Below are 18,322 nucleotides of genomic sequence, written 5' to 3'. Positions count from 1 at the left end.
CCACCGTCTCCGTAACTCGCGCCCGCACTACGCCCCGTGCCCGAACGCCCGGGTGAACCGGACGTCGCCCTCGACCAGATCCCGCATGTCGCCCACCCCGTGCCGGAACATCACGGTGCGGTCGATGCCCATGCCGAAGGCGAACCCGGAGTAGACCTCCGGGTCGATGCCACAGGCCCGCAGCACCCGCGGGTTGACCATGCCGCAGCCGCCCCACTCGACCCACTGCGGGCCCTTGCGGTGCTCCGGGAACCACACGTCGAACTCCGCCGACGGCTCGGTGAACGGGAAGTAGTGCGGCCGGAAGCGGGTCTTCGCGCCCTCGCCGAACATCGCCCGGGCGAAGTGGTCGAGCGTGCCGCGCAGGTGGGCCATCGTGATGCCCTTGTCCACCACCAGGCCCTCCACCTGGTAGAAGACCGGGGAGTGGGTGGCATCCAACTCGTCGGTGCGGTAGACCCGCCCCGGCACCACCACGTAGATGGGGGGCTTGCGGGCCAGCATGGTGCGCGCCTGCACCGGCGAGGTGTGGGTGCGAAGGACCAGCCCCGACCCCGCCGGGTCGCCGGAGGCGTCGGCCGGTGCGATGTGGAAGGTGTCCATCAGGCCGCGGGCCGGGTGGTCCGGCGGGATGTTGAGCGCGTCGAAGTTGGTCCACTCCAGCTCGACCTCGGGCCCCTCGGCCACCTCGTAGCCCATGCCGATGAACAGGTCGCTGATCTGCTCCATCAGCACCGTGATCGGGTGCCGGGAGCCCCGCGGCCGGCGGTCGTAGGGCAGCGTCACGTCGACGCGCTCGGCGACCAGCACCCGCTCGGCCTGCTCCCGCTCCAGCACCTCGGCGCGGGCGGCGTACGCCTGCTCGATGGCGCGGCGGGTCTCGTTGACCCGCTTGCCGGCGTCGGCCTTCGCGGCCGGCGGCAGCGCGCCGATCTCCCGGCGGGCCAGTGAGACCGGGGCCCGGTCACCGAGGTGCGCCGGGCGCACCACGGCCAGCGCGTCGGGGTCACCGGCGGCGGCGAACGCCTTCTCGGCCTCGGTCACGGCCTCGGCCAGGGCGGCCGGGTCGAGCAGGGCGACCTGCTTCGGGTCGTACGGATCGTTGCGATAGCTCATGGCGTACGGGCACTCCCTCACGGCGGCGCCAGCCCTCACGGGCGGCTAGGCGAGTCTACGGACGCGCGGCTGCGCCGCAGCCCGCCGGTGGAGGTCGCGTGGAGAGCAGGTCAGACCCGCTGCCCGCCGACACCGGCGGGCTGGCTAAACGAACGCCATGGCGCGTTCACCATCGGGGACGCTCTCCTCGTGCTGTCCTGCCGGGCCGTCCTGCCCGCCCGGCCGGGGCCGTCCCGCTGGGACGCTGTCCTGTTTCGCGCTGTTGTCTCCGCGCTGTTGTTCCGGCGCTGCTGCTCGTTCGCTCGCTGTTGTTCCCGTCGCGCTCCCGAAGGGTGTGCGCGGTCAGCGCTGCGCTCTCGCTGAAGCGTACAGGCAGACCGCCGCAGCCGCAGCTAGGTTGAGGCTCTCGGCCCGCCCGTGCAACGGCACCCGGACCCGGGCGTCGGCGGCCTCGGCCAGCTCGTCGGGGAGGCCGTGCGCCTCGGAACCGAAGAGCCAGGCGGTGGGCGCGGCGAGCCGGCCGGCGTCGGCCAGCTCGTCGAGGTCCTCCTCGCCGTGCCCGGTCGCGGCGAGCACGGCCAGCCCGGCGGCCCGCACGGTGGCGACCACGCCGGCCGGGTCACGGTCGCGGACCACGTCGACGTGGAACAGGCTGCCCGCGGAGGACCGCACGCATTTCCCGTTGTACGGGTCGACCGCGTCACCGGCGAAGACCACCAGGGCGGCGCCGGCCGCGTCGGCGGTGCGCAGCACGGTGCCGGCGTTGCCCGGGTCCCGGATCCCGGCCAGCACGGCGACCAGCCGGGGAGCGCGGGCCAGCGCCATCTCCAACGGCACGTCGACGTGCTGGCAGACGGCGACCAGGCCCTGCGGGGCGACGGTCTCGGCGAGCGCGGCGAGGGCCTCGTCGGTCACCTCGGAGACGGGTACGTCGTCGCTGGCGGCGGTCGCCGCGAGGTCGGCGTACCGGTCGAGGGCGGCGGGGGTGCCGAAGAGCTCCAGCACGGTGCGGGGGCGGCTCAGCGCCTCGCGGACCGCCTGCGGCCCCTCGGCCAGGAACCGGCCGGTGGCCTCACGGTCGCGACGGCGCTGGAGCCGGCGGGCGGCGACCACCCTGGGCGTACGCGGCGTGAAGGGCATGATGTCCTCACCGCGACACGCGCGAGGCGTCCCCCGTCGTCGAGGGACGCCTCGCTGCGCGATGCGGAGATCAGGCGGCCTGGGCCGCCGCGCCGCCGGTCCCCTCGGCCTGCACCGCAGCCCGGGCCAGCTCCACGATCGCCGCGAAGGCGGGAGCGTCGTGCACGGCCAGGTCGGCCAGGATCTTGCGGTCGACCTCGATGCCGGCCAGCCGCAGGCCCTGGATCAGGCGGTTGTAGGTCATCCCGTTGGCCCGGGCACCCGCGTTGATCCGCTGGATCCACAGCTGCCGGAAGTCGCCCTTGCGGTCGCGACGGTCCCGGTAGGCGTACTGCATCGAGTGCAGCACCTGCTCCTTGGCCTTGCGGTACAGCCGGGAGCGCTGACCGCGGTAGCCGCTCGCGGTCTCCAGCAGGGTACGGCGCTTCTTCTGGGCGTTCACAGCCCGCTTGACGCGTGCCATCTCAACTCCTTCTTGGACTCAGGTGGCGCGCGTCAGCGGCCGAGCAGCTTCTTGAGGCGCTTGACGTCGGACTTGGCCGCTTCGACCAGGCCCGTCAGCCGGCGGGTACGGGTGGAGGGCTTCTTCTCCAGGTTGTGGCGCAGACCGGCCTGCTGCTTCATGATCTTGCCCTTGCCGGTCACGCGGACCCGCTTGCCCGTCCCCGTGTGGCTCTTCATCTTCGGCATGTGGAACGTCTTCTCCCCTGTTACTCGCCGCTGTTGTCGGCGACGGTGCCGGTGTCACCGGCTGCTGCGGTCTCGCCGGCCTCCGGGCCGACGGAATCCTCCGCAGCCCGGTCCCGGGGCGCCCCGCCCCGGGAGGCGACCGCGGCGACCGCGGCGGCCTTGGTGGCGCGGTGCGGCGCGAGCACCATGATCATGTTTCGACCGTCCTGCTTCGGAGCGGCCTCGACGTACCCCAGCTCCGAGATCTCGCTCTCCAGCCGGCGCAGGAGCCGGTAACCCAGCTCCGGGCGGCTCTGCTCGCGACCGCGGAACATGATCGTCACCTTGACCTTGTCGCCGGCCTTGAGGAACCGCACCACGTGACCCTTCTTGGTCTCGTAGTCGTGCGGATCGATCTTCGGCCGGAGCTTCATCTCCTTGATGACGGTCTGCTGCTGGTTACGCCGCGCTTCGCGCGCCTTCAGTGCGCTCTCATACTTGAACTTGCCGAAGTCCATGAGCTTGCACACCGGCGGGCGCGCCATCGGCGCAACCTCGACCAGGTCCAGATCGACGTCCGCGGCCAGCTGAAGGGCGCGCTCCAGCGGGACGATGCCCACCTGCTCACCCTCGGGGCCGACCAGTCGGACCTCACGTGCCCGGATCTGCTCGTTCACGCGTGGTTCGACGCTGATGGGGCCTCCTCGAGTCGGTTCTTCATGCGTGGCCGACCCGGCGGCTCCCGGTTGGGAACCAACCCGGAAAGCAGAAGGCCCCGGCGCATGCCAGGGCCCGCTCGACCGGTCGACACGATCACAGGATCGCGCATCCGGAACCGGGACACGCCCGGAACCGGGGACCGGACCCGGCCGCCGCAGTCGGCGACTCGGGTGGGAGCAGGGCGCCCCACTTTCACGGCCACCCGCGTTGCGGACAGCCTGGTCGACTCGACAACACTACACCCTCGGTAACTCCGCCCCCAAACCGGACCCGCCGCATCGAGCCCGGCAAGGCCGTTCGTTCCCGCCGACGGCCCCGACGCCTTGCGGAAGTCCCGCCTCACCCGAGGAACAGGCGCCGGGCCGCCGCGGGGGGTGCCCGGCCCCTTTTCCGCCCCTGCGGCTACCTCCAGCAAGATCTTGGACGCTTCCCGTTCTTCAAGAACGGGAAGCGTCCAAGATCTGCTGGGCCGACCGAACGGGCGCGCGAGATGCGGCAACTGACGCTCGACCGGCGACCGGCGGGGTAGCGGGCGAGGGTTAGTAGGCCGGCGAGGGTCACTGACCGGCGGGGGTCAGTGGCCGGCGGGGCGGTCGGTCAGTGCGCTCAGGTGCGCCTGGTGTAGGCGGCGCAGGGCGCGGACCCCGTCGACGGCGAGCTGCTTGTCGGCGGCCTGAAGCGCGACCACCGGCAACAGGTCGTCGTCGTGCAGCTCCAGGGCGGCCCAGGGGGCGCCCCGGTCGAACCGGATGCCCCGGACCACCTCCCAGGGCAGCTCGTACGAACCGATGATGTTGCGGACCCGCACGCCCCGTTCGTCCGCCTCGACCCGGGGGCGGGTGAAGAGCAGGGCACCAAGGGCGAAGAGGACGCCGAGCCCGATCATGGCAAGCTGGTCACCGCGTTGGAAGGTGCCGTAGCCGTTACCGGTGGGACCGGTCAGCGTGGTGGCGATCACGGCGAACAGCACCAGCAGCACGGCCGCCGAGACCCAGCAGACCAACCGGATGCGCTGGGGTCGCAGACGAATCAGCCCGGTGCCGGTCACTCGCTCACGTTCGCTCACACCGGCACTCGGCTGCGCGGTTTCCCTCCGCTCACTCATGGCACCAGTTTGCCATCCGGCCCCGCCGGGCCGTCCGGCGCCACACGGACGTCGGTACCGCCGAGCGGGCTCGCGCCGGCCGCCGCAGCGGTGCCAGCGGGCGGATTCACGGTGGGCGCAGCGGTGCCAGCAGGCGCGGTGGTGCCGGCCGGCGGGGACGCGGCGGCGCGAGCAGGCCGGGAGATGCCGGTGGGCGGGGTGGCGGTGGGCGGGACCGCCGCAGGCGCGGTGGCGGTGGGCGGGCCGGGGCTGCGGCCGGCGACCAGGACGGCGAGCAGGATGAGCAGCGCGCCGGCCAGCACCGGGAGCCGGGCGCCGGGCCCCGCCGGCAGCAGCACGTCCAGCAGCAGGGCGCCGCCGAGCTGCCCGCCGACCAGGGCCAGGCCGGTACGCAGCACGCCCGCCGCGCGTACCCCGATCACCAGGCTGGCCACGATGCCGACGCCGAGCAGCCCGCCGGTGTAGAGGTGCCAGCCCTCGGGCCAGCGTGCCGGCGGAGCGTTGAACGCGCCGGCCAGCGCCGCGACGAGCAGCACCACCGGCGTACTGACGACGAAGTTCACCGCGACCGCGGCGCTGGCCGAGCCGGCGGCGGAGATCCGGCCGTTGAGCGCGGCCTGCAACGCGACCCCGATCCCGCCGGCCACCGCGAGCAGGAGCACGCCGACGGCCAGGTCACCGACGGCGTGGCCGACCTGGGCCAGGGCCACCGCGACCACCCCGAGCAGCGCCCCGGCGATCCTGGGCGTGGTCAGCGGCAACCGGCCCACCGGGGCGAGGCCGGCCCGGTCCGAGGCCAGCCCGCCGAGGCTGCCGCCGGCGACCTGGGCGATGGTGAACACCGCGACCCCGAGCACCGGTACGGCGTACGCGCCGAGCACCACGATGGCCGCCCCGCCCAACCCGCCCAGGTACGACCACCAGGGCAGGCGGGCCCGCCGCAGGGCGGCCAGCCCGGTCCGCATCGAGGGCAGCGCCAGCAGCCCGAGCAGGATCAGCAGGGTCCCGCCGAGGTTGTTGACGACCGCGCCCAGGGTGGCGTTGCCGACCCGCTGCCCGAGTTCGGCGTTGACCGCGCCCTGCGCCGCCGAGGCCGTCCCGCCGAGCGCGACCAGGGCCAGGGCGATCGCGACCGGCGGCGGCCTCAGCGACGGGCGGTCTCTCACAGCCGGCAGGCGTGGATGTTGGTGACCAGGATCGCCCGGGCGCCCAGCTCGTACAGCTCGTCCATGATCCGGTGGACGTCGTCGCGGAGCACCATGGCCTGCACCGCCACCCAGCCCTCGCGGTGCAGCGGGGAGACGGTGGGCGACTCGATGCCCGGGGTCAACGAGCTGGCCTGGTCCAGCAGGCCGGCCGGCACGTCGTAGGCGAGCATCACGTAGCGGCGGGCCACCAGCACCCCGTGCAGCCGCCGCAGCAGCTGCTCGGCCTGCGGGTGGGGCTCGGCGCCGGCCCGGCGTACCAGCACCGCCGAGGATTGCAGCAGCGGATCGCCGAAGACCACCAGGCCGGCCTGGCGCAGGGTGGCCCCGGTCTCGACCACGTCGGCGACCACGTCGGCGACGCCGAGCCGGATGGCGTTCTCCACCGCGCCGTCGAGGCGGATCACGTCGGCCTTGACACCCAGTTCGGTGAGGTGCCGCTCGACCAGCCCCGGGTACGCGGTGGCGATCCGGTGTCCACCCAGCTCCCGTACGTCGTCGACGTCGTCGGGCCGGGCGGCGAAGCGGAAGGTGGCCCGGCCGAAGTTCAGGTCGACGACCTCCTCGGCCGGCGCACCGGAGTCGATCAGCAGGTCCCGGCCGGTGATGCCGACGTCCAGGTCACCGGAGCCGACGTAGGTGGCGATGTCCTTCGGCCGCAGGTAGAAGAATTCGAGGTCGTTGGGCTGGTCCCGGCAGACCAGGTCCTTGGGGTCGGTGCGCTGGCGGTAGCCCGCCTCGCGCAGCATCTGGGCGGCCGACTCGGCCAGCGCGCCCTTGTTCGGTACGGCGACACGCAGCATGACGGAGTGCTCCTTCGATCGGTTTGAGGTCGACGGCGGGGCACTCACAGATGTCGGTAGACGTCCTTCAGGCCGAGACCACTGGCCAGCATCAGCACCTGGACCTGGTAGAGCAGCTGGGAGATCTCCTCGGCGGTACGCTCGGGCCCCTCGTGCTCGGCGGCCATCCACGACTCGGCCGCCTCCTCGACGACCTTCTTGCCGATGAAGTGCACGCCCTTCTCCAGCGCGGCGACCGTGCCCGAGCCCGGGGCGCCGGCGGCGGCCTTGGCCTGCAGCTCCGCGAACAACTCCTCGAACGTCTTCACGGAGACAGATTCTCGCAGTCGCCCTCGGTCGCGGCGCGCACCGGGTCCGGTGCTGACCGGTGGGCGGGACCAGCATTCCCTACCAACATGGTGGGACACCGCTTCGGTGCCGGCCGATGGTGGTCGTACGCTGTCCGCCATGGTCAGGACCCCACGCACGCTCACGTTCGCCACCGCCGGCGCAGTTCTGCTCGCGGTCGCCGCCTGCGCCCCGCAGGACGAGCCCGCCCCCCGGCCCTCCGCCAGCGGCGCCGCTGCCTGCGCGAAGGAGAACCTGGGCACCCGTACGCCCGGCAAGCTCACCATCGCCACCGACGAGCCGGCGTACCAGCCGTGGTTCGTCGACGACAAACCCGACAACGGCGAGGGCTTCGAGTCCGCGGTGGCCTACGCGGTCGCCGAGAAGCTCGGCTACGCCCGGGACGACGTCGTCTGGACACGGGTGAAGTTCGACTCCGCGATCGCGCCCGGCCCCAAGAACTTCGACTTCGACATCAACCAGTTCTCGGTCACCGAGGAGCGCAAGCAGGCGGTCGACTTCTCCGCGCCGTACTACCTGGTGCGGCAGACCGTCATCGCGCTGAAGTCCTCCAAGATCGCCGGAAAGACGGCCCTGGCCGACCTGCGCGGGGCCAAGCTCGGCGCCCAGGTCGGCACGACCAGCTACCAGGCGATCACCGACGTGATCAAGCCCACGGTCGAGCCGCAGGTCTACAACAGCAACGACGACGCGAAGAAGGCCCTACAGAACGGCCAGCTCGACGGCCTGGTGGTGGACCTGCCCACCGCGTTCTACATCACCGCCGCCGAGATCGAGGACGCGGTGATCGTCGGGCAACTGCCGCAGGTGGGCACCCCGGAGGCGTTCGGGCTGCTGCTGGACAAGGACTCGCCGCTGACCGGCTGCGTCAGCGAAGCGGTCGGCCAGCTCTCCGCCGACGGTGTGCTCAAGCAGTTGGAGCAGCAGTGGCTCGCCCAGGTCGCGGGAGCACCCGAACTCACGTGAGCACCGCACTGCACCACGATCCCTCGCCCGCGCAGCGGGCGAGGACCGCGTACCGCCGCCGGCAGACCGTGCTGAGCGTGCTGATCGCCGCCGCCTCCACGGCGGCGATCGGCACGCTGCTGGCGTTCGCGGTCACCGGAGCACCGGGCTGGGACCGGGTACGCGAGTCGTTCCTGGACCCGGAGATCGCCCGGGACGCGTTGCCCCGGGTGCTGACCGGGCTCTGGCTCAACGTCCGGCTGCTGGTCTGCTGCGCGATCGGGGCGCTGCTGCTCGGCCTGCTGATCGCGGTCCTGCGGACGCTGCGCGGGCCGGTCTTCTTCCCGATCCGGGCGCTCGCCGCCGGCTACACCTACACCTTCCGCGGCCTGCCGTTGATCATCGTGCTCTACCTGCTCACCCTCGGCGTGCCCGGCCTGCGGTTGCAGGGCATGCCGCCGGTGCTGGTGCTGGGCGGGTTGGCGCTGGTGCTCACCTACGGCGGCTACCTGGCGGAGGTGTTCCGCGCCGGCATCGAGTCGGTGCATCCCAGCCAGCTCGCGGCGGCCCGCTCGCTGGGGCTGACCTACCGGCAGACCATGCGGCACGTGGTGCTGCCGCAGGCCGTCCGGCGGGTGGCACCGCCCCTGCTCAACGACGTGGTGGCGTTGCAGAAGGACGTCGGCCTGGTCTCCCTGGCCGGGCCGATCGACGCGGTACGGGCCGCGCAGATCGCCACCGCCCAGACCTTCAACTACACGCCGTACATCGTGGCCGGGGTGCTCTTCGTGCTGCTCGCCATCCCGCTGATCGCGGTCACCGACCAGGTGACGCTGCGCGCGGCCCGACGCCAGTCCGGAGGCTGAGATGGACGTCCTACGCTGCCGGGGGCTGCGCAAGGAGTTCGGCGGGCAGGCCGTCCTCGACGGGCTCGACCTGACCGTGGCCGAGCACCAGGTGGTCGCGCTGATCGGGGCGTCCGGCTCGGGCAAGTCGACCCTGCTGCGCTGCGTCAACCTTCTCGAAGAGCTGCACGACGGGACCATCGAGCTGGACGGCGAGGAGATCTCCGCCCCCGGCGTCGACCCGGACAAGGTACGCCGCCGCATCGGCATGGTCTTCCAGTCGTACAACCTCTTCCCGCACCTGAGCGTGCTGGACAACGTCACCCTCGCCCCGCGCCGGGTGCACCGGCGTTCCCGGGCCGAGGCCGAGGCGCGCGCCCGGGAGCTGCTCGACCGGGTGGGGTTGGGCGCGAAGGCCGACGCCTTCCCGGACCGGCTCTCCGGCGGCCAGCAGCAGCGGGTGGCGATCGTCCGGGCGCTCGCCAACTCGCCCCGGCTGCTGCTGCTCGACGAGGTCACCTCGGCGCTGGACCCGGAGTTGGTCGGCGAGGTGCTGACCATGATCCGGGGCCTCAAGTCCGACGGCATGACCATGGTGCTGGCCACCCACGAGATGAGCTTCGCCCGTGACGTCGCCGACCAGGTGTGCTTCCTCGACGGCGGTCGGGTGGTCGAGGCCGGCCCGCCCGAGCGGGTGTTCGGCGCGCCGACCCAGCCGCGTACCCGCCAGTTCCTGGCCCGGATCATCGAGGCCGGCCGCCTCTGACAGCCACACCGGTGCCACGGCGAAACGAGCGGTCGGCGGTGCCACCGCGCTGTTGGTGCTGGCCACGCTGCTCTATTACCTGCTCGTGCTGATGGTCGGCCGCCGCTGGAGTGGGGGCACCCTGGACGACGGCACGTCGGCTGACCTGCTGGGGCTCCGCTCGGTTGCCATCATGACGGCGCTGTGGCTGACCGGATCCCTCGTCGCGGGCCCGGTTCTCGGCCTGCTCGGCCATATCGTGCGTGTCGGCAGAGCGTCGACCTCGGCGCTGGCCGCGGGCGCGCTATGCGGCCTTCTGGCGGGCGAGGGCTGGCAGGCCCTGGTGCTGGCACCACCCTGGCAGCTGTTGACCGTGACCGACCCGCACCACGCGGAGTTCTTCCGAGGCGTGGTGGTCGGGCAACTCGTCAAGATCGTGCTTCCGATCGTCGTCCTGGCCTGGCTGGCCACGGCGCATCGCCTCTGGCGCTCATGGCCGATGCTGTTCACCGCAGCCATCTCAAGCGGCGCCCTGAGCGCGGCCCTGTGGCACGCGCTCTACGCCGCGGCAAACAGCGTCTAAGCATCGGTTTGACCCGCTTGTCGGCCAGGTGGTTCGAGGAGGCGTTGCAGCAGCAACAAGCCGCTCTTGAGGTCAGCGCCCTGGTCGAGCAGCCACTGGGTGCTGAGGCCGTCGGCCGCTGCGAGGACGAGCGAAGCCGCTTCGTCCAGAGGGATGTCGGACCGGACGCTGCCCGCCGCCCGGCCCTGCTCGAGGAGGGTCACGATTCTTCGCCGCAGGTCGGCGTACCGCTCGGAGAAGTGCGCCCGCGAGCGGTCGTTGCCGGCCTCCAGCGCGTGCGCCACCATGCTGTTCAGCAGCGCCATCAGCCCTGGCACCCGCATGCTGTGCTCGGCCGATCCCTGGATCAGGTCGACGAAGGTGCCGTCTGCGTCGTCCGGGGCGTCGAGGAAGCGGCGGTCGTGCTCCCGGAGCACCTCGATGAAGAGCTCTTCGCGGGTGCCGAAGTGGTGTTTGAGCACCGGATGCGTCACGCCGATCGCTTCTCCGATGGCTCGCAGCGAGGTGCCCTCGAAGCCCAGCCGGTCGTAGACCGCCAGCACCTCGTCGATGATCTGCTGCCGCCGCGCAAGCCCCTTGGCGTACGGTCCCCGCTTCGGTGAACCCTCCTGCCGGGCGGGTCGGATCCCCCGCGGGTCCCGGTCGGGCATGGCATACCTCCAAGGCGATCAGCGGGCCGGTGTGGCGCGGCCCGCTCGATCCTATGACTACGGCCACAAAAATATCCATCCGGATATTTTCACGATACCGTCTGCGGCAAGCGATCGGGCGACCGCGTGGGGTGCTTCCGCCGGCGCGGGCGAGGCACCCCACACCGGGACCCGGTCACAGACACGCAGGAGGAGACGGCATGGCATGGCAGTTGTTCAGGCTCGGACGCTGGTCGTTCCGACGCCGGTGGACCGTGACGGGAATCTGGGCTCTGCTGCTCCTCACCGTCGCTCTCGGTGCGACGACCCTGTCGGGCAAGACCAACGACAGCTTCGAGTTGTCGGGCATCGAGTCGACGCAGGCGTTCGACCTGATCAGGGAGCGCGACCCCGGAGCCGCGCCGGACGGCGCGACCGCGCGGGTGGTGTTCCAGGCCCCGAACGGCGAGTCACTGGCAGACCCGGCCAACAAACAGGTCGTGTCCGACGCGCTCACGGCACTGAGGACGAGCCACGTCCTGTCGATCGTCGACCCGTACGCCGCGGGAACGATCTCCGAAGACGGGCGCACCGGCTTCGCCTCGGTCAGCTACGCCCGCAGCGCGGTCCATCTGTCCCAGACGGACCGCGATGCGCTCGAAGCTGCCCGTGACATCGCCGAGCAGGCCGGGCTGACGGCCGCCATCGGCGGCGACGTGCTCGGCGTGGAGATCGGCGGGGCCATCGCCGAACTGATCGGCATCGCCATCGCCTTCGTGGTACTGGCCGTCACCCTCGGTTCGCTCGTCGCGGCCGGGATGCCGCTGCTGACCGCGCTGGTCGGCGTCGGCATCGGTGTCACCGCCATCGCCACCCTGACCGGCTTCGTCGAGCTGAGCACCACCACCCCCGCGCTCGGCACGATGCTCGGCCTGGCGGTCGGCATCGACTACGCGCTGTTCATCCTGTCCCGCTATCAGGCCGAGGTACGCAGTGGCCACCCGCTGGAGGAGGCGGCGGGCCGCGCCGTGGGCACCGCGGGCTCGGCGGTGGTCTTCGCCGGCCTCGCCGTCGTCATCGCCCTCGTCGGTCTCGCCGTGTGCGGCATCGGATTCCTCACCGAGATGGGCCTGGGCGCGGCGTTCACCGTCGCCCTCGCCGTCCTCATCGCGCTCACCCTGCTGCCCGCACTACTCGGTTTCGCCGGCACCCGCATCACGAAGCCAGGTCCCCGCTCCGTGAAGAACCACCCCGCCGCCAACGTCACGGACACCGGCGCCGACCGCAATCCCGGCGAGCCGCCCACTCTCGGACGCCGCTGGGCCGAGAGCCTTGCCCGGGTTCGCTGGCCCGCGCTCGTGGCCGGGATCGCGGCCGCCGCCGTGGCCGCCATCCCCGCAGCCTCCCTGCAACTCGCGCTGCCCGACGACAGCACCAAACCCGCGGGCAGCGACGTACGCGTCGCCTACGACCTCATCGACGAGCACTTCGGCGCCGGAGCCAACGGGCCGCTGCTCGTCGTCGTCGACACCAAGGAGGCCCCGGACCCGACCGCCGCGATCGCGGCCGCCACCGCGCGGCTACAGACCCTGGCGGCCCGGGACGACGCCAACATCGCCGCCGTCATCCCGGCCATCACCAGCGACAGCCCGCAGGCGCAGCAGTCCTACCTGCAACAACTCGACACGGCGCAGTACACCACGCTCACGGTCATCCCGCGCTCCGGACCGTCGGACCAGTCCACCAAGGGCCTCGTCGCGGACATCCGGGACACGCTGTCCGACCTACCGGACCAGAGCGGAGCCCGAGCACTGGTCACCGGCGTCACCGCGGTCGGCGTCGACATCTCCAACGAGCTGACCGAGGTGTTCCCGCTCTACCTCGCCGTCGTCGTGGGGCTCGCTCTCATCCTGCTCACCGCGGTGTTCCGCTCGATCTGGGTGCCCGTCAAGGCCGCGCTCGGCTTCCTGCTCTCCGTCGGCGTCTCCCTGGGCGCAACAGTCGCGGTCTTCCAGTGGGGCTGGCTCAACGAACTCGTCGGTCTCGACACCGGCAGCCCCGTGCTGTTCCTGCTGCCGATCCTGCTCACCGGCATCCTGTTCGGCCTGGCGATGGACTACGAGGTCTTCCTCGTCACCCGCATGCGGGAGGCATACGTACACGGCTCGCCAGCACGCCAGGCGGTCATCGACGGATTCGCCCACAGCGCCCGGGTCGTGGCCGCCGCCGCCCTCATCATGGTCGGCGTGTTCGCAGGCTTCACCCTCACCGACGACATCATCCTCAAGACCATCGGCTTCGCCCTCGCGATCGGCGTCCTCGTCGACGCGTTCCTGGTCCGCATGCTCATCGTTCCCGCCACCATGCTCATCCTCGGCCGACGGATCTGGTGGCTGCCGCGCTGGATGAACAAGGTCGTACCGACCCTGGACGTCGAAGGCGAGGCACTCACCCAACGCCTCGCGCCACGCTAGGCGCCCGACCGGCGCTCGCCTTCACGAAGACACCTCCGCGCCCTGGCCGGGCCGTTCGACACCTCGGCCAGGGCGCGAACCCGCCGCCCGATCGGTTTCCCTTCAGGCCCTGTCAGGCGCCGAAGCCGACGCGCTGGCTGACGGCGGTGGCGACTCCGCGGATGGCGAGGGCGGCGTCCAGGGCGGCAACCGTCGACGACCAGCCCTTGTCCTCGGCGGAGTCGGGCAGGCCGGCGCGGTCGCGAGCCTGCTCGATGGTGTCGACGGTGAGCACGCCGTGCGCGACCGGCTTCCCTTCGTCCAGGGCGACCCGGGTCAGGCCGTCGGTGACCGAGCGGCAGACGTAGTCGAAGTGCGCCGTCGCGCCGCGTACCACCACGCCGAGGGCGACCACCACGTCGCAGCGGCGGGCCAGGGCCTGGGCCACCACCGGCAGCTCCACCGAGCCGGCCACCCGGGCCACCACCGCCCGCGCGCCGCACGCCTGCGCGGCGGCCACCGCCCGGTCCAGCATGTGGTCGGTCAACTCGCCGTGCCACCGCGCGGCGACCACGCCCACGGTCATCCCGGACGCGTCGACCGGGGTCGTCCCCGGCTCACCGAAACCCGCCATCGCCGCTACGCTCCGATCTCTTTGCCGGCCACCGGACGCCCCATCGGGGCCTCGGCCAGTTCGTCCAGGTCAAGCAGGTGTCCCATCCGGTCCCGCTTGGTACGCAGGTAGCGCACGTTCTCCGGGTGCGGGCGCACCGGCATGCCCTCCCGGCCGGAGACGGTGAGCCCGTAGCCCTCCAACCCGGCCCGCTTGGCCGGATTGTTGGTCAGCAGCCGCATCGAGCGCACGCCGAGGTCGTAGAGGATCTGCGCGCCGGTGCCGTAGTCGCGGGCGTCGGCCGGCAGGCCGAGGTCGAGGTTCGCGTCGACCGTGTCGCGGCCCTGGTCCTGGAGTTGGTACGCCTGCAACTTGTGCAGCAGCCCGATGCCGCGCCCCTCGTGGCCGCGGACGTAGAGGACCACGCCCCGGCCCTCCCGCGCCACCCGGTCCAGCGCGGCGTTCAACTGCGGACCGCAGTCGCAGCGCACCGAGGCGAAGACGTCCCCGGTCAGGCACTCCGAGTGCACCCGCACCAGCACGTCCCGGCCGTCGCCGATCTCGCCCATCACCAGCGCCACGTGCTCGGCCGTGTCGAACTCGCTGCGGTAGCCCAACGCCCGGAACATCCCGTGGGCGGTGGGCATCCGGGCGTCGGCGACCAGCTCGACCTGCTTCTCGGTACGCCGCCGGTAGGCGATCAGGTCGGCGATCGTGACCAGGGTCAGCGAGTGCTCGGCGCAGAACTTCTCCAGATCCGGCAGCCGCGACATCGTGCCGTCGTCGTTGACCAGCTCGCAGAGCACACCGGCCGGACGCAGGCCGGCCATCCGGGCCAGGTCGACGGCCGCCTCGGTGTGCCCGGGACGGCGCAGCACCCCGCCCGGACGGGCCCGCAACGGCACCACGTGCCCGGGCCGGGTCAGGTCGGTCGGCCCCGTCGTCGGGTCGGCGAGCAGCCGGATGGTGTGCGCCCGGTCCGCCGCGGAGATGCCGGTGCTCACCCCCTCCCGGGCGTCGACGGTCACGGTGTACGCGGTCTGCCGGCGATCCTGGTTGGTGTGGTGCATGGGCGGCAGGTCGAGCCGGTCGCACTCGCTCTCGGTGAGCGGGACGCAGATGAAGCCCGAGGTGTGCCGCACCGTGAAGGCGAGCAGCTCCGGGGTGGCCAGCTCGGCGGCGAAGATCAGGTCACCCTCGTTCTCCCGGTCGGCGTCGTCCACCACCACGACCGGCCGGCCGGCGGCGATGTCCGCCAGCGCCTGTTCGATATCGGAAAAGGTCATGCCGTCACCTCGCTTCGCTCGACGCCGGCATGCCCCATCTGGCTGCGCTGCCGGTTCGCTCGCTGACGCTCGCTCATGCCGTCACCTCGGCCCCGTCGGCCGGGCGGGTGTCGAGCAGGCGCTCGACGTACTTGGCCAGCACGTCCATCTCCAGGTTGACCGGGTCGCCCACGGTCCGGGCGCCGAGCGTGGTCAGCGACAGGGTGGTGGGGATCAGGCCGACGGCGAACCAGTCCGGCCCGACCCCGGTCACGGTCAGCGAGACCCCGTCGACGGTGATCGAGCCCTTCTCCACCACGTACCGGGACAGCGCGGCGGGCAGCCGGAACCGGACCGTCTCCCAGCGCTGCGCGGGCTCGCGGGCGAGCACCTCGCCCACGCCGTCGACGTGCCCCTGCACCAGGTGCCCGCCGAGGCGGCTACCCAGCGCGGCGGCGCGCTCCAGGTTGACCCGGTCGCCGGCGCGCAGCGTGCTCAGCGCCGAGCGGCGCAGCGTCTCGCCCATCACGTCGGCGGTGAACACCCCGCGGTCGACGTCGACCACGGTCAGGCAGACGCCGTTGACCGCGATCGAGTCGCCGTGCCGGGCGTCCGAGGTGACCAGCGGGCCACGGACCGCTACCAGGGCCGAGTCCTGCGCCGTCGGGGTCACCCCGACGACCTCGCCCAGTTCCTCGACGATGCCGGTGAACATGCCTAGCCCTCCCTTTTCCGGGGCAGCGCGGTGATCCGCAGGTCGGGGCCGACCTGCGTGACGTCGGTGATCTCCAGGTCGATGGCGTCGGTGATGGTGGTCACGCCCGCGTCGACCAGGGCGGCGGGCCCCGCGCCGAGCAGCCGGGGGGCGAGGTAGCCGACGACCCGGTCGACCAGGCCGGCCGCGAGGAACGCCCCGGCGAGCCGGGGGCCACCCTCCAGCAGCACGGCGCGTACGCCCCGCGCGTGCAGCGCCGCCAGCAGCGCGAACAGGTCGACCCCGCCGCCCGGGTCGGCCCCCAGCTCGGCGGCGGTGGCGACCCAGGTGCGGGCGGCGCCGTCGCGGACCTGGGCGTCGAGGGGGGTACGCCCGGCCGAGTCGACCACCACGCGCAGCGGCTGCCGGATGGCGAGGCTGCCGTCGCGCAGGTTACGCACGGTGAGCCGGGGGTCGTCGGCGAGCACGGTGCCCACGCCGACCACCACCGCGTCGACGGTCGCGCGCAACGCGTGCACGTCCATCCGGGCCGCCTCGGAGGTGATCCACATGCTGGTGCCGTCGGCCGCCGCGGAGCGGCCGTCGAGCGTCGCCGCGTACTTCCAGATCACGTAGGGCCAGCCGCGGCGCATCGCGGTCAGCCAGGCCACGTTGCCCTGCTCCGCCTCGGTGCCGCGTACCCCCAGGTCGACGCGGACGCCGGCGGCCCGCAGCGTGGCCGCGCCGCCGGTGGCGACCGGGTTGGGATCCGGCACGGCGATGACGACCCGGGCCACGCCGGCCTGCACCAGCGCGGTGCTGCATGGGCCGGTGCGGCCGGTGTGGTCGCACGGTTCCAGGGTGACGACCGCGGTGCCGCCCTTCGCCCGCTGGCCGGCCTGGGCCAGCGCGACGATCTCGGCGTGCGGCCCGCCGGCGTACGCGTGGAAGCCCTCGCCGACCACCTCGCCGTCGGCGTCGAGCAGCACGCAGCCGACCACCGGGTTGGGACTGGTCGTGCCGAGCCCGCGCGCCGCGAGCTCGATCGCGCGCCGCATCGCCTCATCGACCGAGACGCTCGCCATCGCCGTTGCCCATGCCCTCTCGCTCTGCTCGCGCGGGCGGGGCTGGGAGACCAGACAGGTCGGCGGCGGAATCCGGGTACGGCACAGCCGCCCCCGGAGAGGTCGTGGGCACGCCGAAACCCGGCGAGCCGTACGGCCCTTCCGTCCCGCGCGCTGTCTCCCATCCGGACTGTCTGGGCGCGGACGGGCCGCACCCAACCGTCGGCCCCGGATTCTCACCAGGTCCACCGGGCGGACGAACCGCTCCCGGGTCGCGGGCTTACCACGGTCGGACCGTGGATCACCGCCGGTTCGGAATTACACCGAGTCCCGCCAGCGCGTGGTGGGTACTGAGGGAAGTCTTACACGCCGAACGGGGTGCGGGGCCACCCGGGCGAGCTACTTCACATGACGGTGATTCGGATCGGCGATCCCGCGGCGGCGATCCATCGCCACGTACGAGCCGGGTTGGCTCTTGGCCACGGTCTTCATCTCGGAGGCGGTGGTCATCGCCTCCAGCGGGTTGGTGATGCGCTTGTTGGCGTCGGAGAGGCAGACCCCGATGGAGAGGGTGACCAGCGCGGCGCGGCGGATGTTGCCCCGCCGGTCCTTCAGCTCCACGTAGCCGCGCTCCCGGTCGGTGGGATCGTAGAGGGCGTCCGCGGCCAACTCGAAGTCCGCCGAGACCCGGGAGGTGAGCGGCATCACCTGCTCCGGGGTGCAGACGAAGACGAAGTCGTCGCCGCCGACGTGCCCGAGGAAGGCCGGCGGCAGCGCGACCGAGACCACCGCCCGGTGCAGGCTGCGGGCCAGCGCGGAGATGAAGTCGTCGCCCCGGGAGAACCCGTACCGGTCGTTGACGCTCTTGAACCGGTCGACGTCGATGTAGCCGACCGCGTAGTCCGCGCCGACCCGGACCCGGTCGGCGATCTCCCGCCGGATCCGGCTGTTGCCCGGCAGGCCGGTCAGCGGGGAGACCTCGCGGAACTCCTTGTTGCGCCGCAGCGTCGAGGTGACCCGGGCCACCAGTTCCAGGGTGTCGAAGGGCTTGACCAGGTAGTCGTCGGCGCCGGCGCTGAGCCCGACGACCTTGTCCACGGTCATCCCCTTCGCGGTCAGCATGATCACCGGTAGGGCCGCGGTCATCGGGTCGGCGCGCAGCCGTCGGGTCAGCTCCAGGCCGTCCACCCGCGGCATCATCAGATCGACCACGGCCAGGTCGGGCCGCTGCCGCTCGATCAGGTCGAGCGCCTCCTGGCCGTCGCTGGCGAGCATCACGTCGAAGCCGTGCACCCGCAGGTTGAACTCGACGAAGCGGGCGATGTCCTCGTCGTCGTCGACGACGAGGATCACGTCCTTGGGGTCGTCGGCCGGTTCCAC

The 18,322-nt window shown here is 72.3% G+C and carries 19 protein-coding genes, 1 pseudogene and 1 riboswitch; of the genes and pseudogenes, 5 read left to right on the top strand and 15 right to left on the bottom strand.

All coding sequences use genetic code 11. The features are described 5' to 3' along the window. Positions 1-27: 27 nt before the first annotated feature. The 9 genes and pseudogenes from pheS to ACQPYA_RS11565 all read right to left on the bottom strand — a co-directional run bounded on the left by pheS (position 28) and on the right by ACQPYA_RS11565 (position 7,066). A complete protein-coding gene (gene pheS, locus ACQPYA_RS11605; RefSeq protein WP_433532611.1) occupies positions 28-1,116 on the bottom strand; it encodes a phenylalanine--tRNA ligase subunit alpha in 1,089 nt (362 codons plus the stop codon). Between the two features lie 345 nt (positions 1,117-1,461). Next, a pseudogene (locus ACQPYA_RS11600) lies at positions 1,462-2,256 on the bottom strand (TrmH family RNA methyltransferase); the annotation flags it as partial. 70 nt (positions 2,257-2,326) lie between these two features. Continuing rightward, positions 2,327-2,719 carry a 50S ribosomal protein L20 gene (gene rplT, locus ACQPYA_RS11595; protein WP_433532610.1) on the bottom strand — a complete coding sequence of 131 codons (393 nt, stop codon included), beginning with the start codon at positions 2,717-2,719 and terminating at the stop codon, positions 2,327-2,329. A gap of 32 nt (positions 2,720-2,751) precedes the next feature. After that, positions 2,752-2,946 carry a 50S ribosomal protein L35 gene (rpmI, locus tag ACQPYA_RS11590; protein WP_111212973.1) on the bottom strand — a complete coding sequence of 65 codons (195 nt, stop codon included), beginning with the start codon at positions 2,944-2,946 and terminating at the stop codon, positions 2,752-2,754. Positions 2,947-2,966: 20 nt separating this feature from the next. After that, on the bottom strand, positions 2,967-3,602 hold the full coding sequence (gene infC, locus ACQPYA_RS11585; RefSeq protein ID WP_433532609.1) for a translation initiation factor IF-3: 636 nt from the start codon (positions 3,600-3,602) through the stop codon (positions 2,967-2,969). A gap of 617 nt (positions 3,603-4,219) precedes the next feature. Next, positions 4,220-4,693, bottom strand: a complete 474-nt coding sequence (locus ACQPYA_RS11580; protein ID WP_433533474.1) for a PH domain-containing protein — start codon at positions 4,691-4,693, stop codon at positions 4,220-4,222. A gap of 53 nt (positions 4,694-4,746) precedes the next feature. After that, complete coding sequence (locus ACQPYA_RS11575) at positions 4,747-5,916, bottom strand: DMT family transporter (protein ID WP_433532608.1); 1,170 nt, start codon at positions 5,914-5,916, stop codon at positions 4,747-4,749. Further along, positions 5,913-6,758 (bottom strand): ATP phosphoribosyltransferase, encoded by an 846-nt coding sequence (gene hisG / locus ACQPYA_RS11570; protein ID WP_433532607.1) that lies wholly within the window; start codon positions 6,756-6,758, stop codon positions 5,913-5,915. Before hisG ends, ACQPYA_RS11575 begins: the two co-directional genes overlap by 4 nt. A 44-nt stretch (positions 6,759-6,802) precedes the next feature. Continuing rightward, positions 6,803-7,066, bottom strand: a complete 264-nt coding sequence (locus ACQPYA_RS11565) for a phosphoribosyl-ATP diphosphatase (RefSeq protein ID WP_433532606.1) — start codon at positions 7,064-7,066, stop codon at positions 6,803-6,805. Positions 7,067-7,205: 139 nt separating this feature from the next. On the opposite strand from ACQPYA_RS11565, the gene ACQPYA_RS11560 reads away from it, so the two are divergent. Genes ACQPYA_RS11560 through ACQPYA_RS11545 form a run of 4 tightly spaced genes read left to right on the top strand, consistent with a single transcriptional unit; the run spans position 7,206 to position 10,224 of the window. Further along, the gene (locus tag ACQPYA_RS11560; protein WP_433532605.1) at positions 7,206-8,072 is read left to right on the top strand and encodes an ABC transporter substrate-binding protein; all 867 of its coding nucleotides are present in this window, start codon (positions 7,206-7,208) and stop codon (positions 8,070-8,072) included. Further along, positions 8,069-8,917, top strand: a complete 849-nt coding sequence (locus ACQPYA_RS11555) for an amino acid ABC transporter permease (RefSeq protein ID WP_433532604.1) — start codon at positions 8,069-8,071, stop codon at positions 8,915-8,917. The genes ACQPYA_RS11560 and ACQPYA_RS11555 overlap by 4 nt, the downstream gene beginning before the upstream one ends. Before the next feature lies 1 nt (position 8,918). Next, positions 8,919-9,662: an amino acid ABC transporter ATP-binding protein gene (locus ACQPYA_RS11550; RefSeq protein ID WP_433532603.1), complete on the top strand. Its 744-nt coding sequence runs from the start codon at positions 8,919-8,921 to the stop codon at positions 9,660-9,662. A 55-nt stretch (positions 9,663-9,717) separates the two neighbouring features. After that, positions 9,718-10,224, top strand: a complete 507-nt coding sequence (locus ACQPYA_RS11545; RefSeq protein ID WP_433532602.1) for a hypothetical protein — start codon at positions 9,718-9,720, stop codon at positions 10,222-10,224. On the opposite strand, the gene ACQPYA_RS11540 is transcribed toward ACQPYA_RS11545, so the two are convergent. Further along, positions 10,221-10,766, bottom strand: a complete 546-nt coding sequence (locus tag ACQPYA_RS11540; protein WP_433532601.1) for a TetR/AcrR family transcriptional regulator — start codon at positions 10,764-10,766, stop codon at positions 10,221-10,223. The genes ACQPYA_RS11545 and ACQPYA_RS11540 overlap by 4 nt on opposite strands. Before the next feature lie 362 nt (positions 10,767-11,128). On the opposite strand from ACQPYA_RS11540, the gene ACQPYA_RS11535 reads away from it, so the two are divergent. Beyond that, complete coding sequence (locus ACQPYA_RS11535; protein ID WP_433532600.1) at positions 11,129-13,327, top strand: MMPL family transporter; 2,199 nt, start codon at positions 11,129-11,131, stop codon at positions 13,325-13,327. Between the two features lie 112 nt (positions 13,328-13,439). Here the strand turns inward: ACQPYA_RS11535 and ribH are convergent, their stop codons facing one another. The 5 genes from ribH to ACQPYA_RS11510 form a co-directional block, all read right to left on the bottom strand. Continuing rightward, positions 13,440-13,940: a 6,7-dimethyl-8-ribityllumazine synthase gene (gene ribH / locus ACQPYA_RS11530; protein WP_433532599.1), complete on the bottom strand. Its 501-nt coding sequence runs from the start codon at positions 13,938-13,940 to the stop codon at positions 13,440-13,442. Positions 13,941-13,945: 5 nt separating this feature from the next. Continuing rightward, positions 13,946-15,205 (bottom strand): bifunctional 3,4-dihydroxy-2-butanone-4-phosphate synthase/GTP cyclohydrolase II, encoded by a 1,260-nt coding sequence (locus ACQPYA_RS11525; RefSeq protein WP_433532598.1) that lies wholly within the window; start codon positions 15,203-15,205, stop codon positions 13,946-13,948. 73 nt (positions 15,206-15,278) lie between these two features. Next, positions 15,279-15,899, bottom strand: a complete 621-nt coding sequence (locus tag ACQPYA_RS11520; RefSeq protein ID WP_433532597.1) for a riboflavin synthase — start codon at positions 15,897-15,899, stop codon at positions 15,279-15,281. 2 nt (positions 15,900-15,901) lie between these two features. Further along, positions 15,902-16,963, bottom strand: a complete 1,062-nt coding sequence (gene ribD, locus ACQPYA_RS11515; protein WP_433532596.1) for a bifunctional diaminohydroxyphosphoribosylaminopyrimidine deaminase/5-amino-6-(5-phosphoribosylamino)uracil reductase RibD — start codon at positions 16,961-16,963, stop codon at positions 15,902-15,904. Between the two features lie 148 nt (positions 16,964-17,111). Beyond that, positions 17,112-17,284: riboswitch (FMN riboswitch) on the bottom strand. Positions 17,285-17,341: 57 nt separating this feature from the next. After that, a complete protein-coding gene (locus tag ACQPYA_RS11510) occupies positions 17,342-18,322 on the bottom strand; it encodes a GGDEF domain-containing response regulator (protein WP_433532595.1) in 981 nt (326 codons plus the stop codon).

The sequence above is a fragment of the Micromonospora sp. CA-263727 genome (assembly GCF_050942455.1).
In the GTDB taxonomy this organism is placed as follows: domain Bacteria; phylum Actinomycetota; class Actinomycetes; order Mycobacteriales; family Micromonosporaceae; genus Micromonospora.
Note: the sequence above shows the minus strand (reverse complement) of the source record. Positions and strands in the feature narration are given on the sequence as shown.

Coding starts and splice junctions, on each gene's coding strand:
- pheS (WP_433532611.1), bottom strand. CDS start 1,116: ATGAGCTATCGCAACGATCCGTACGACCCGAAGCAGGTCGCCCTGCTC.
- rplT (WP_433532610.1), bottom strand. CDS start 2,719: ATGGCACGCGTCAAGCGGGCTGTGAACGCCCAGAAGAAGCGCCGTACC.
- rpmI (WP_111212973.1), bottom strand. CDS start 2,946: ATGCCGAAGATGAAGAGCCACACGGGGACGGGCAAGCGGGTCCGCGTG.
- hisG (WP_433532607.1), bottom strand. CDS start 6,758: ATGCTGCGTGTCGCCGTACCGAACAAGGGCGCGCTGGCCGAGTCGGCC.
- ACQPYA_RS11560 (WP_433532605.1), top strand. CDS start 7,206: ATGGTCAGGACCCCACGCACGCTCACGTTCGCCACCGCCGGCGCAGTT.
- ACQPYA_RS11550 (WP_433532603.1), top strand. CDS start 8,919: ATGGACGTCCTACGCTGCCGGGGGCTGCGCAAGGAGTTCGGCGGGCAG.
- ribH (WP_433532599.1), bottom strand. CDS start 13,940: ATGGCGGGTTTCGGTGAGCCGGGGACGACCCCGGTCGACGCGTCCGGG.
- ACQPYA_RS11525 (WP_433532598.1), bottom strand. CDS start 15,205: ATGACCTTTTCCGATATCGAACAGGCGCTGGCGGACATCGCCGCCGGC.
- ACQPYA_RS11520 (WP_433532597.1), bottom strand. CDS start 15,899: ATGTTCACCGGCATCGTCGAGGAACTGGGCGAGGTCGTCGGGGTGACC.
- ribD (WP_433532596.1), bottom strand. CDS start 16,963: ATGGCGAGCGTCTCGGTCGATGAGGCGATGCGGCGCGCGATCGAGCTC.